Origin of the sequence: Corynebacterium uterequi, assembly GCF_001021065.1 — a bacterium.
Taxonomy (GTDB): domain Bacteria; phylum Actinomycetota; class Actinomycetes; order Mycobacteriales; family Mycobacteriaceae; genus Corynebacterium; species Corynebacterium uterequi.
Map to the genome: position 1 here is coordinate 971,111 of NZ_CP011546.1, position 12,277 is coordinate 983,387.

The window sequence follows — 12,277 nt, forward strand, 5'->3', positions numbered from 1 at the left end:
GTTAGGCATGTCTAAGAAGAACCGCCCTACTCATCTCGCGACCGTGACCTCTCGCGCCGAAATCGCGCCCAATATGGTGCGTCTCGGCCTCAACGTGCCGACGCTGATCGGCGCGGACTTGGCGTTTACTGATCACTACATCAAGCTCCTGTTCGTCCCCGAGAATGCGAGCTATTCCTGGCCCTTCACCCTCGCCGAGGTGCGAGACAACTACCCGCGCGAGGAGTGGCCGATCCGCCGCACCTACACCCTGCGCCGGGCGGACCCGACCACCGGAGACGTTGAAGTCGACTTCGTCATTCACGGCGAGGAAGGCGTTGCGGGGCCCTGGGCTCGAACCGCCAAGCCCGGCGACCTCATTGCCTTCGCCGGTCCTGGCGGCGCGTGGGCGCCCGGTGATTATCCGCACTTTGTTCTCGTCGGCGATGAAACCGCCAGCCCCGCCATTGCCGCCGCCCTGGAGCGCCTACCCGTTGGGGCCACGGCGGACGTGTTCGTGGAGGTCGAATCCGCGGATCACCACATCCCCATGCCCGAGACCGCAGAGATCACGTGGGTGTACCGTGAGGGCGCCACCCCGGGAACCATGTTGGCGCGCGCCGTTCGGGCAGCCGGAGTCCCCGAGGTCCGCACGGGATGGTTTGTGCATGGCGTAGCCGAGATGATCAAGGATCTGCGTCGTTTCCTTTTCGTCGAGGAGAAGGTGGCCCGATCCGACGTGTCAATCTCCGGCTACTGGCGCCTGGGCATGACGGAGGACGGCTGGCAGTCCTCCAAGCGAGAGTTCGTCCGGACGATGGAGGACGACGAAGCGCTACGATAGCAATCATGTCAACAAAATCTCCTTCGCCGTGGTTGACACTGGCGGCGCTGAGCCTTGGCTTCTTCATGGCCCTCCTCGACCAGTCGACAGTGGCGGTGGTTCTTCCCGCCGTCGCCGAGGACCTCGGGGTGAGTTACGCCGACGCGGCGTGGGTTTCGAGCGCCTACCTGCTCGCGATTGTCGCCCCCATGCTGGTGACGGGCCGGCTGGGCGATCGCTACGGAGCGAAACGGATGTTTCTGATCGGCTGTAGCGTCTTTGTTCTCGCGGCCGTCGGTGCCGCGGTGTCACCGACCCTGCCGATCATCATCGGCTTCCGTTTCATTCAGGGGCTGGGCGCGGCAATGCTCATGCCCCAGACGATGGCGGTGATTAACCAGGTCTTCCCAGCTAGCAAGCGCGGAACCGCGTATGGGCTGTGGGGTGTGGTCGGTGCCGTCGCCAGCCTCCTGGGGCCGGTGCTATCCGGCGTGCTGGTGGAGAACATCGGCTGGCGCTCGGTGTTTCTGCTCAACGTACCGGTGGGAATTGTCGCCGTGTTGCTGGGCACGCGTTGGGTTCCCACATTGCCCACGCAAGCGGTGCGTATCGAATTCGTCTCCGTTGTCTTGTGCTTCCTCGGGCTCATCGCTGTTGTGTCGGGCATCCAGCAGGGACTGAACTGGGTCTGGTTGCTCATCGGGCTCGTGGTCCTGTGGCTGTTTGTTCGCCGGCAGCACGGACCGGATGCCCTCATGCCGCTCCGGCTGTTCCGCTCCCGGAACTTCTGCGTGGGCATGGGCACGCTGCTGCTCATGGGCGTCCTGTCCTCGACGGTGCTGTTGCCGCTAATGAATTGGCTCATTGTTGACCGGTCAATGGCCGCCGATCAGGCCGGCTTCATCTCCGCTCCAATGGCGCTGACCGGCCTGGTCTTTGGGCCCCTCTGCGGGATGCTCTCGGACAAAGTTCAGCCGAAGGTCATGCACCTCATCGGGTTCGGTGGCGTCGCTCTAGCCATGGCCGGCTTCGCCTGGGTCATGTCCGCCGATGGCGCCCTCTGGGGAATCGGCATCCTCGTGGCGTTGTACGGGGTGGCTCAGTCCTTCATCTGGTCGGCGAACGCGGCGGCATCGCTGGCGGACATTGACTCGGAAGACTCCGGGGTGGCCGCCGGCGTGTACAACGTGGCGCGCCAGTTCGGCGGGGTGATTGGCGTCGCGTCGATCGGTGCGGCTGTCGCGGGTGGCGGAAACCTGGTGGCAGTGGTGATCCTGGCAACAGTGGCAGTAGTTGCGGCCGGTTGCTCGCTTGCGTTCACGCAACGGCCGGCAACGCGATAAGCTGACAGGTATGCGCCTTGCAACCTTGACCTCCGGCGGCGACTGCCCCGGGCTAAATGCAGTGATCCGAAGCATCGTACGAACCGCCAGTTCCGAGTATGGATCAACGGTCGTCGGCTACCAGGACGGATGGGTCGGCTTGCTCGAGGATCGCCGGGTGGATCTCTACGACGACGAAGAGATCGACCGCATCCTCCTGCGCGGCGGCACCATCCTGGGCACTGGCCGGCTTCACCCGGACAACTTTAAGGCGGGGATTGACCGCATTAAAGAGAACCTAGCGGACGCGGGCATCGACGCCCTCATCCCGATCGGCGGCGAAGGCACTCTCAAGGGTGCCAAGTTCCTCTCGGACAACGGCATCCCCGTGGTCGGTGTGCCGAAGACCATTGACAACGACGTCAACGGCACCGACTACACCTTCGGCTTCGACACCGCTGTGTCGGTGGCGACCGACGCCATCGACCGCCTGCACACCACCGCGGAGTCCCACGACCGCGTCATGATCGTCGAGGTCATGGGGCGCCACGTGGGCTGGATCGCGCTCCACGCCGGCATGGCCGGCGGCGCCCACTACACCGTCATCCCCGAGGTCCCCTTCGACATCAACGACATCGTCAAGGCGATGCAGCGCCGCTTCCAGATGGGCGAGAAGTACGGCATCATCGTCGTCGCCGAAGGCGCCCTACCGAAGGAAGGCACCATGCAGGTCGAGGAAGGCGAGGTGGACCAGTTCGGCCACAAGACCTTCACCGGCATGGGCCAGCAGATCGCCAACGAGATCAAGCGCCGCGTCGGCCAGGACGTCCGCACCACGGTGCTCGGGCACATTCAGCGCGGCGGCACCCCGACCGCTTATGACCGCGTGCTCGCCACTCGGTACGGTGCCACCGCCGCCATGGCCGCGCACACCGGCCAGTTCGGAACGTGCGTCGCGCTCCACGGCGAGGACATCTCGGTGATCCCGCTGGAGGAGGCCGTCGGCAAGCTCAAGACCGTGCCGCTGCGGCGTTACGAGCGTGCCCAGGCCATGTTCGGCTAGTCTCTGCCGCGCCGCCTGGCCCGGCGCGGTGATAGCATTTCATGCATGACTATCACATTCCGGGCACTCGCTGCCCTTCTCGCCCTGAGCTCGTCAGCGGTGCTGACCGGCTGCTCTGGGGGGGGCAATGCCGCCCCGACGTCAACCGTTGTCCTGACCACGACAGTTAACCCGGCTCCTAGCGATACCGCCGAGGCGGCGTCGGGGGCTGCACAGGCTCAGCAAGCAGCCACAACGTTAACGCCGGTCAGATCGGAGGCAATTGCGGTGTCTCCGCCGAGGGTGTGACGATCATAGCAGAGGCTGCTACGTCCTGCGAGTTTGCCGCGGCTATCTACGACGCGGCGCTGGCGGCAACCTACACTATGTGGAGGCCGGATCCCACGGTGACGTCAATTCCCGTCGCACATATTTCTGCGTACAGTCCGGTGACCGGGAAGACGTATAGCCTCATGTGCACTCCTGGTAGCGACCGTCAACGGGTCTCCTGCTACCAAGAGAACGATCGAAGCGTTGGCGCCTACTTTCCTCGCCCCATGTCGAATCTCATCACCATTCAATAATCCCCGTCGTCTCGCCTAGCCTGAAACCGGCGGCCACGGGCTGTTGTCTAGAATGATGAACCATGACTGCCGCTAGCTATGATCTTCTGGATTACGACGAGGTCCTGGAAAAGTACGACCCGGTGATGGGCTTGGAGGTTCACGTCGAGCTGTCCACCAACTCGAAGATGTTCTCCACGTCGTCGGCCCGGTTCGGCGATGAGCCGAACTCCAACGTCGACCCGACCAGCCTGGGCTTGCCCGGCGCCCTCCCGGTCGTCAACGCGACCGGCGTCGAATACGCCATCAAGATCGGCCTGGCGCTGAACTGCTCCATCGCTGAATCTTCCCGCTTCGCCCGCAAGAACTACTTCTATCCGGATCAGCCGAAGAACTACCAGATCTCGCAGTACGACGAGCCCATTGCGTTCGACGGCTACCTCGACGTCGTACTGGAGGACGGCACCGAGTGGCGCGTGGAGATCGAACGCGCACACATGGAGGAAGACACCGGCAAGCTCACGCACCTCGGCGGCGTCGACGGCCGCATCCACGGCGCGACGGCCTCGCTGGTCGACTGCAACCGCGCCGGCGTGCCCCTCATCGAGATCGTTACCAAGCCCATCGAGGGCGCCGGTGCCCGTGCCCCGGAGGTGGCGAAGGCCTACGTGGGGGCCCTGCGTGAACTCGTCGCGGCCCTGGGCGTGTCCGACGCCCGCATGGATCAGGGCTCTATGCGCTGCGACGCCAACCTGTCCTTGCGTCCGATCGGACAGGAGAAGTTCGGCACCCGCACCGAGACGAAGAACATCAACTCGCTGCGCTCCGTCGAGCAGGCCATCCGCTTCGAGATGATGCGGCAGGCCGCCGTGCTGGAGGAAGGCGGAGAGATCGTCCAGGAGACGCGGCACTACCAGGAGACGGACGGCACTACGTCGAAGGGCCGGCCCAAGGAGACCTCCGAGGATTACCGTTACTTCAACGACCCGGACCTCCCGCCGGTGATCGCCCCGCGCGAGTGGGTGGAGCAGATTCGGGCCACGCTTCCGGAACTGCCGTGGCTGCGGCGTGCTCGGATCCAGCAGGAGTGGCAGCTGTCGGATGAGGAGATGCGCGACCTCGTCAATGCCGGGGCGCTCGATCTCATCGTGTCTACGGTCGAGGCCGGGGCTTCCGCCGACGAGGCCCGCGCCTGGTGGGTCTCTTACCTCGCCGGCAAGGCCAATGAGCAGGGCGTTGAGCTCGGCGAGCTGCCGATCAGCCCGGAGCAGGTAGCCCGCGTCATTGCGCTGGTGCGGGAGGGCAAGCTCACCACCAAGATGGGGCGCAGCGCGGTCGATGGGGTTCTCGCCGGTGAAGGTGGCGTCGATGAGGTCGTCGCTAGCAGGGGTCTTGAGGTGGTGCGTGACGACGGTGCCATCGAGGCCGCCGTCGACGAGGCTCTGGCTGCCAACCCCGACATCGTGGAGAAGTACCGGGCCGGTAACACCAAGGTCACGGGTGCCATCGTCGGCGCCGTGATGAAGGCAACGCGCGGTAAGGCAGACCCGAAGCAGGTTAACCAGCTCATCGCCAAGAAGCTGAGCTAACTGACGCTGGTCACGGGCACTGGCATAATGGCGACTATGAGCTACACCATTGAGCCTTTGCCTGTGTACACCCCGTCTCCTGAGCGTTACGCCGATATGTCCTATCGGCGGGTGGGGCGATCCGGACTGAAGCTGCCTCCAATATCCCTCGGGCTCTGGCATAACTTCGGCGACGATCGCCCCCTAGCCACCCAGAAAGAGATCATCCGTCGCGCCTTCGACCGCGGTGTCACCCACTTCGACCTTGCCAACAACTACGGGCCTACGCCGGGCGCGGCCGAGAAGAACTTCGGCCGGATCCTCCGCGAGGACTTCCACGGCTATCGCGACGAGATGGTCATCTCTACCAAGGCGGGATGGAACATGTGGGCCGGCCCGTATGGTTTTGGCGGCTCGCGGAAATACCTGATGAGTTCGCTGGACCAGTCCCTGGAGCGTCTCGGGGTGGACTATGTGGACATCTTCTACCACCACCGGCCCGATCCGGACACTCCACTGGAGGAGACCCTCTACGCTCTGCGCGACATCGTCGCCAGCGGCAAAGCCCTCTACGTGGGCATTTCCTCCTACGGCCCGGAGCTGACCGGGGAAGCCGCGGACATAATGGCCGAGGAGGGATGCCCGCTGCTTATCCACCAGCCGAGCTACTCGCTGGTTAACCGGTGGATCGAACAGCCGGGGGAGGACGGCACGAGTGTGCTCGACGAGTGTGCCGAACACGGCCTGGGTGTAATCGCCTTCTCCCCGCTGGCACAAGGCCTGCTCACAGACCGCTACCTTGACGGCATCCCGGAAGATTCCCGGGCGGGTATCGGGAAGATGAATAATGATTTCCTCAATGAGGACAACGTGGCGATGGCGCGGCGTCTCAACGAGGTGGCCCAGCGCCGGGGACAGACGTTGGCCCAACTCGCTCTCGCCTGGGTGCTGCGCGACCAGGGAGCCAATACGGTGACGTCCACGGTGATCGGTGCGTCGAGCGTGGCTCAACTGGACTCCAACCTTGATGCCCTCGGCAACCTGGATTTCAGCGCCGAGGAGCTGGCGGAGATCGACGCCATCGCCCACGACGCCGGCATCAACCAGTGGGCGGGCGCGACCGAGTCGAAGCGTCGTGGCTAAGCGCGAGGCATCTGGGGTTGATCGAGCCGGCTAAGAATCTTGGCGAGGATCCGCCCCAGCGCTCGTGTTTCCGCTTCGTCTAACTGATCGAAGACGAGGGAAAGGACCTGCTCGACGTGCCCGGGCGCGGCGGAGGAGATGAAGGCACGGCCCGCGTCGGTGAGGCAAGCAATGTTAGTGCGACGGTCCGTCGACGAGGTTCGGCGCACCGCCCACCCGCGGGATTCAAGTCGATTAAGGACATGGGAGAGCCTCGACGGTGTCATATCGGCGACGGCGGCGAGTTCGCTCATCGTCAATTCCTCGTTGGCGGCCATGGATAGCTGCGCGAGAGTGAAGTAATCGTAAAGATTGACACCCTCATCGCGCTTGAGTTGCTCGTCCAGCCGCTTCGGCAGTAGCTCGGTAACGGACCACAAGCCAAGCCACGTCGACGTCTGCTCCGGGGTAAGCCAGCGGGGGGAAGTGCTCATGGGAAAAGGTTACCGTGGCCTACATCAGCGCCACGCGCACGGCAAGGACGAGGAGCATGACCGCGATGACTCCTTTAAGCACCCGCCACACCGACGGCTTGCTCAGTGGTCCGGACAGCGCAGCCGCCCCATAGCCGAGGAGTGGGAACCAGAGCGCGCTGGCGATCATCGCCCCAATCAGGAAATACCAACGCTGCGGCAGAGGATATTGGTTGGCGATAGAGCCGGCGATGACGAGGGTGTCAAGGAATGCTGCCGGGTTGAGGAAGGTGACGGCGAGGATCGTGCGCACCGGCCCGACCCATCCGCGGGCGGCGTCGCGCAGCTCCTGGGCGGCGTCGAGGGCCGCAGATTTGGGCCACAACGCTTCCCGCACGGACTGCGCAGCCAGCGCTAGTAGGAAGAACACGCCGAGCCAGCGCAGGACCTCCAAGGCCCAGGGGAAAGCGAGAACGAGACCGCTGACCCCCAGGGTGCCGGCGACGTAGAGCACGACGTCCCCGAGGATGCACGTGATGACGATGATGCCCACCGAGCGTCGCCGAATCCCGTAGTTGATGACCATGAGGTTCTGCGGCCCGATAGCCACGATGAGCGATGCGCCCAGCATCAAACCGGCGAGTAGGACCTTCACGCCGGCCAGACTACCCCCGTGCTACTTCTGGAAGTCCTGCGGGTGCTTCACTTTGTCCGTCTCCGGTACGGGGCCGGGCAGAGTGACGCCCTCAGCGAAGGGGGAGCCGCCGAGGCGGTCGCGGTCGTGCGGCGTGGCCAGGTCGCTGAGATCGGGGCCGACGGGGACGATGCGCGTCGGGTTCACGTCGGAGTGCGTGTAGTAGTAGTGTTCCTTGATCTCCTGGAAGTCGGTCGTGTCGCCGAAGCCCGGGATCTGGAAGAGTTCCTTGAGGTAATTGTGCAGATTGGGCATCTGGGAGATGCGATTGCGGGAGCACTTGAAGTGACCAACGTAGACCGCATCGAAGCGCACAAGCGTCGGGTAGAGGTAGATGTCCGCTAGGGTGAGATGATCGCCAACGAGGTAGCGGTGGGTGGACAGGTGATCTTCCAACCAGTCAAGCGCCTTCCACAGGCGGTGGTAGGCGGACTCGTAGGCCTCCTGGGAACCAGCGAAGCCACACCGGTAGACGCCATTGTTGACCTCCTTGAACAACCAGGCGCCGAGGGTGTCGATCTCCTCGCGCAGGGCCTCCGGATAGAGATCGGGGGCGCCCTCGCGGTGGTGTTCGCTCCACTGCGTTTGGAAGTCGATGGGAATCGTGGGGAAGTTGTTGGTGACCACCTTGGCGGTCTCCACTTCGACGATAGCCGGCACCGTGATGCCCTTCGGGTAGTCGGGGAAGCGGTTGAAGTACGCCTCCTGAAGCCGGTGGATTCCGGTAACCGGGTCCTTCTCATCGGGGTCAAGGTCGAACACCCACGAGCGCCAGTCATGCGTCGGACCGGCGAGGCCGAGGGAGATCACGTCCTCCAGACCAAGGAGTCGGCGGGTGATGATGGTGCGGTGCGCCCACGGGCAGGCGCGGGCACCAAGGAGTCGGTAACGCCCGGCTTCGACGGGCCAGTGGAAGGTACCGTCCTCCTGGGCCTGGGGTGAGCTGCCCGGTTCGACGTCGGACACGATGCGGTCGGTGATGTAGCTGGTGTCGCGGACGAATTCGCCGTCCGGGGAGGCGTTCTTTGCGTCGCCGTCCCAATCCTTCTTGGTCATGAGGTCTCCTTAGCCGGTATTGTTTATACGTCAACAAGCTTAGGTGATGGGTATTCGAACGTCAACCATCGTTGGTGTCAGGGTACCGGCCTATGATTTCGAGGCGTTATGAAGAAAAGCTGTGTTGCCCTCGTTGCACTGTGTTGCCTCCTTGCCGCCTGCGTGGCTCCGAACACCTTAAAACTGCCGGATTTTGAGCTGCCAAGTCTTGCCGTGCCGGATCTTGAGCTGCCAGAGGTTGGCGGGCACGCGCAGTTGCTGGCGGAGTTGCGCGTGCAGCCGGACGCCTGGGCCGAAGGCTATGACCGCGATCTCTTCGGTCAGCGCTGGAGCGACGATGTGCGTGTGGCTGGCGGGCACAATGGCTGCGACACGCGCAACGATATCCTCCGTCGAGATCTGAACCCGGCGCATGTGCGGCCCGGGACCTATGGCTGCCTCGTGGAGTGGGGAACGTTGGCTGATCCCTACACGGGCGCCATTATCGACTTCGAGCGCGGTGACGGCCAGGTAGAGATTGATCACGTCGTGCCGCTGGCCGACGCGTGGGCGAAGGGGGCATCGCAGTGGGATGAGCTGACCCGACGCGACTTCGCCAACGATCCCCGCAACCTCCTCGCGGTAAGTGCGGAGGCGAACCGCTCGAAGAGCGCGTCCGATGCGGCCGAGTGGCAGCCTCCCCATGCTGATTTCGCCTGTCGTTATGCGCAGCTTCAGGTTGAGGTCAAGCATGCCTACGGTCTCGCCGTCACTCCGGGGGAACTTGCAGCACTGACGCGCGGCCTCGCCAGCTGCCTGGCCCCGGGTGATCCCGCTACGCTGTGACCTATGAGTGAGAACCCGCAGCGCCCGGATCGGGCTGACGACCTCGGACCCATCGTGCCCACCTATGACGAAACCTCGACGAGAATCTACGACCGGGTCGGCCGGGCCGCTCCGCAGGAGATCAAGCCCACCGACGCCGCCGAGGCCGAGACGACGGTGTTCGCGGCGCCCACCTACGTCCTCGACGATCCCATCGAGGCCGAGCCGGCGCAGCTCGATCGCTACGAAGCGCGGGACAGCCGCGAGGACGGCGCCGACGCTCGGCGCGGGACGATCGACTTCGGCTTGCTCTTGCTGCGTGTGCTCCTGGGAGGCTGGCTCGTCCTGGCGGCCCTGACTACCTTTTTCCGGCTTGACGGCGGCCAGGGCTTGCAAGGGCTGGAGGAGGAATTGTCCTTCCTGCCGGCGGCGCACATCATGGCTATCGCGGTGCCGACCACTCAGCTCGCCGCAGGGCTCTTCCTCATCTTTGGGCTGCTCACCCCGGTGGCCGCAGCTCTGGCACTTGTCGTTAACGCCGTCTATGGCGCCATCCAGGTGCTGTCTATAGGGGAGTGGCACAATCCGCTGGCCATGGGCGAGGCTTCCTTATTCTGGTTCGCCATGGTGGGGCTTTCCGTGGTGGTGCTCTTCACGGGCCCCGGGCTGTATTCGCTCGATTTCGGGCGTGGCTGGGCCCGGCGCCCGCTCGCTTCGTCGTGGGTGTTCTTCTTTATCGCAGCCGTGATTATTGGTCTGGCGTACTGGTTCGGGGCGCGGCCACTGGCGGTCTAACCCTTGCTTTCCATTTTGGAAAGTATTAAAGTTGCCAGTGTGGAAAGCAAGGATGCTCGGCAGATACTAGCGGAGCTCGATGAGCTCACGGAACAGTCACAACAGCGAAGCTTTGAAGCCCTACTGCTATCGGCCATGGTCGCCATATCGGCCTTCAGTGCGGTGCTGTGGCGGGAGCAGACGCCCGTGCTGCTCGCCATCTTCGGAGCGTGCGTCGTCCTGGCGATCGCTTGCGGGATCGCCTCCCGGAAGCGGGGAGTGAGAGCCTCCACTCGGCAACCGGTGCGCCCCGACCCCGCCCTGAACTTTGGGTCCGTCATCCCCCTCATCGCGGCGTACGCCGTGTGGTGGCTGGCGCCGCTGTGGCCAGCCACGTGGTGGGCAGGCCTAGCCTGGGCCGCGCTCGGCGGCGGAGCCTGCTACCTGCTGTCCCGAAAGGCCTACCGTGGCTGAACTTGATCCCGTCATCCACCCCATCGTGCGGCTCAAGATCTGTGCCGTTCTCGCCGCCGCCGGCGCTACCCAAGGCGAGGTGAATAAGGAAATGCGCTTCAGCCACCTGAAGAAAACCCTCGGCGTCAGCGACGCCACCCTATCGAAACAACTCGGATACCTCGAAAAGGCCGGCTACGTTACCCGCCAGCGCGAGTGGGGCTCCACTCGTGCAAAGGACCAGGTGTGGGTCACGCTGACGGCGTCGGGGCTGCAGGCGTTTGAGGGGCATCGAGCGGCGCTACGAGAGATCGCTGGCCTCGAAGGCTCAGAGCCAGCGCAACCATAAACGCCAGGCCCAGCCACACGTAGTCGGAGACCAGAATCGTCTGCCACCACTGAAGGGCCCACAGGTCAATCTGGTCACCAAACCACCACTTTGGCGGCTTCGTCACCAGTAACACGGCCCACACCCCGAGCACCGCCACGAGGGCTCGGGGGACCGGCTTCACGGCTAGCGCGCGGAACGCGAATACCGGAAGCACGAAGACCAGCCACACCCAGTGATGCGACCAAGAAACTGGGGACACGAGCAGCATGATGACGGCGTTGACCAACACGGCGTCGAGCTCCCGGCCGCGACGAAGCAGCGCCACCATGAGCCACCCACCGAGGCCGATGGTGATAAGCACGAGCACCAGCCAGATCGTGGTAGTCAGGGTGTCATGAGACACCACGGCAGCGCCATCCGGGGCGAAGCGCATAATCATGCCCTTGTAGGAGGAGTTGGACTGATACGTCGTGTCCACCCCGATGTCCGAGGAGGTTCCCATTCCCAGAAGGGTGGAAAAGTAGAACTCGACCGTGGCATCAAAGCGAACCAGCGCGGCGAGCAGCGTGCACACCACCGCCGAGGCCGCCGTTACCAGCAAGGACCGAATGTCTCGCCGAATCAAAAAGTACAGCCCGAATGCCAACGGGGTCAGTTTGATTGCCGCAGCAATGCCGACGAGGATTCCCTGGGGGAGGACACGCCGCTGCCGTGGGATAAGGTCCCACATCACGAGCGCCATGAGCACGATGTTGATCTGGGCGAAGCCGTTGTTGAGGTCGACTGGTTCGAAGGTGAGCACGAGTGACCAGGTGACGGCGGCGGCAGCCCAGCGGGTCAGCGCGGAGGAGTGAGGGAGCAACACCGGTGCGATGAGCCTCAGGCAGGCCAGAATGAGCCCGTTCGACATGGCGATCATGATGTTGCCCGCGAGATCGTTGTCCATCCACCCCGGAGTGGTCAGCGGCACCATGACCAGGGCGCCGAACGGGGGATAGATGAAGGGCAGCGCTATGTCCCCGGCGAACATCGGAACCGAGTACATCTCACCTCCGGAGAGGAACGCGCGCACGCCCTCCCGGTAAATGATCATGTCAAGGGGGAAGTCGGTCACGCCAATGTGGCGGGCGGTTTGGCCCAGGCCGGCCAGCAAGCCAGCGAGGGTGGCCAAGAGCGCCAGAAGGCGGCGGAAATCGGGGGAAGAATCTGTCGTGCTCATACTAACGAGTAAGCCTAGGCGAGCAGAACCTGTGCCGTAAGCCGAGCCACCGGA

The 12,277-nt window shown here is 64.0% G+C and carries 13 protein-coding genes; 9 read left to right on the forward strand and 4 right to left on the reverse strand.

From position 1 onward, the window contains the following. Positions 1-7 precede the first annotated feature (7 nt). The 5 genes from CUTER_RS04545 to mgrA all read left to right on the forward strand — a co-directional run bounded on the left by CUTER_RS04545 (position 8) and on the right by mgrA (position 6,440). A complete protein-coding gene (locus CUTER_RS04545) occupies positions 8-823 on the forward strand; it encodes a siderophore-interacting protein (RefSeq protein WP_047259422.1) in 816 nt (271 codons plus the stop codon). A 5-nt stretch (positions 824-828) separates the two neighbouring features. Next, the gene (locus tag CUTER_RS04550) at positions 829-2,145 is read left to right on the forward strand and encodes an MFS transporter (RefSeq protein WP_047259423.1); all 1,317 of its coding nucleotides are present in this window, start codon (positions 829-831) and stop codon (positions 2,143-2,145) included. Between the two features lie 10 nt (positions 2,146-2,155). After that, the gene (locus CUTER_RS04555; protein ID WP_047259424.1) at positions 2,156-3,187 is read left to right on the forward strand and encodes a 6-phosphofructokinase; all 1,032 of its coding nucleotides are present in this window, start codon (positions 2,156-2,158) and stop codon (positions 3,185-3,187) included. A gap of 625 nt (positions 3,188-3,812) precedes the next feature. Then, positions 3,813-5,318, forward strand: a complete 1,506-nt coding sequence (gene gatB / locus CUTER_RS04560) for an Asp-tRNA(Asn)/Glu-tRNA(Gln) amidotransferase subunit GatB (RefSeq protein WP_047259425.1) — start codon at positions 3,813-3,815, stop codon at positions 5,316-5,318. 36 nt (positions 5,319-5,354) lie between these two features. After that, complete coding sequence (mgrA, locus tag CUTER_RS04565) at positions 5,355-6,440, forward strand: L-glyceraldehyde 3-phosphate reductase (protein ID WP_144412257.1); 1,086 nt, start codon at positions 5,355-5,357, stop codon at positions 6,438-6,440. On the opposite strand, the gene CUTER_RS04570 is transcribed toward mgrA, so the two are convergent. Genes CUTER_RS04570 through CUTER_RS04580 form a run of 3 tightly spaced genes read right to left on the reverse strand, consistent with a single transcriptional unit; the run spans position 6,437 to position 8,642 of the window. Beyond that, positions 6,437-6,913, reverse strand: a complete 477-nt coding sequence (locus CUTER_RS04570; RefSeq protein ID WP_047259427.1) for a MarR family winged helix-turn-helix transcriptional regulator — start codon at positions 6,911-6,913, stop codon at positions 6,437-6,439. The two genes, mgrA and CUTER_RS04570, sit on opposite strands and share 4 nt — an antisense overlap. Before the next feature lie 19 nt (positions 6,914-6,932). Beyond that, positions 6,933-7,547, reverse strand: a complete 615-nt coding sequence (locus tag CUTER_RS04575) for a LysE/ArgO family amino acid transporter (RefSeq protein WP_201775050.1) — start codon at positions 7,545-7,547, stop codon at positions 6,933-6,935. Positions 7,548-7,568: 21 nt separating this feature from the next. Beyond that, positions 7,569-8,642: a glutathione S-transferase family protein gene (locus tag CUTER_RS04580; protein ID WP_047259428.1), complete on the reverse strand. Its 1,074-nt coding sequence runs from the start codon at positions 8,640-8,642 to the stop codon at positions 7,569-7,571. A 162-nt stretch (positions 8,643-8,804) separates the two neighbouring features. Here CUTER_RS04580 and CUTER_RS04585 point away from each other — a divergent pair, with 162 nt between their 5' ends. From CUTER_RS04585 to CUTER_RS11265, 4 genes are all read left to right on the forward strand, one after another. Continuing rightward, complete coding sequence (locus CUTER_RS04585; protein WP_236684765.1) at positions 8,805-9,467, forward strand: HNH endonuclease family protein; 663 nt, start codon at positions 8,805-8,807, stop codon at positions 9,465-9,467. 3 nt (positions 9,468-9,470) lie between these two features. Next, complete coding sequence (locus tag CUTER_RS04590; RefSeq protein ID WP_047259429.1) at positions 9,471-10,241, forward strand: DoxX family protein; 771 nt, start codon at positions 9,471-9,473, stop codon at positions 10,239-10,241. 135 nt (positions 10,242-10,376) lie between these two features. Continuing rightward, on the forward strand, positions 10,377-10,694 hold the full coding sequence (locus CUTER_RS04595) for a hypothetical protein (RefSeq protein ID WP_144412258.1): 318 nt from the start codon (positions 10,377-10,379) through the stop codon (positions 10,692-10,694). Beyond that, the gene (locus CUTER_RS11265; RefSeq protein ID WP_082121268.1) at positions 10,687-11,022 is read left to right on the forward strand and encodes a transcriptional regulator; all 336 of its coding nucleotides are present in this window, start codon (positions 10,687-10,689) and stop codon (positions 11,020-11,022) included. The genes CUTER_RS04595 and CUTER_RS11265 overlap by 8 nt, the downstream gene beginning before the upstream one ends. On the opposite strand, the gene CUTER_RS04600 is transcribed toward CUTER_RS11265, so the two are convergent. Then, entirely contained in the window at positions 10,925-12,223 is a 1,299-nt protein-coding gene (locus CUTER_RS04600; RefSeq protein ID WP_047259431.1) for a glycosyltransferase 87 family protein, read from the reverse strand. The genes CUTER_RS11265 and CUTER_RS04600 overlap by 98 nt on opposite strands. Between the last annotated feature and the right edge of the window lie 54 nt (positions 12,224-12,277).

Coding starts and splice junctions, on each gene's coding strand:
- CUTER_RS04545 (WP_047259422.1), top strand. CDS start 8: ATGTCTAAGAAGAACCGCCCTACTCATCTCGCGACCGTGACCTCTCGC.
- CUTER_RS04550 (WP_047259423.1), top strand. CDS start 829: ATGTCAACAAAATCTCCTTCGCCGTGGTTGACACTGGCGGCGCTGAGC.
- CUTER_RS04555 (WP_047259424.1), top strand. CDS start 2,156: ATGCGCCTTGCAACCTTGACCTCCGGCGGCGACTGCCCCGGGCTAAAT.
- gatB (WP_047259425.1), top strand. CDS start 3,813: ATGACTGCCGCTAGCTATGATCTTCTGGATTACGACGAGGTCCTGGAA.
- mgrA (WP_144412257.1), top strand. CDS start 5,355: ATGAGCTACACCATTGAGCCTTTGCCTGTGTACACCCCGTCTCCTGAG.
- CUTER_RS04570 (WP_047259427.1), bottom strand. CDS start 6,913: ATGAGCACTTCCCCCCGCTGGCTTACCCCGGAGCAGACGTCGACGTGG.
- CUTER_RS04580 (WP_047259428.1), bottom strand. CDS start 8,642: ATGACCAAGAAGGATTGGGACGGCGACGCAAAGAACGCCTCCCCGGAC.
- CUTER_RS04590 (WP_047259429.1), top strand. CDS start 9,471: ATGAGTGAGAACCCGCAGCGCCCGGATCGGGCTGACGACCTCGGACCC.
- CUTER_RS04595 (WP_144412258.1), top strand. CDS start 10,377: ATGGTCGCCATATCGGCCTTCAGTGCGGTGCTGTGGCGGGAGCAGACG.
- CUTER_RS04600 (WP_047259431.1), bottom strand. CDS start 12,223: ATGAGCACGACAGATTCTTCCCCCGATTTCCGCCGCCTTCTGGCGCTC.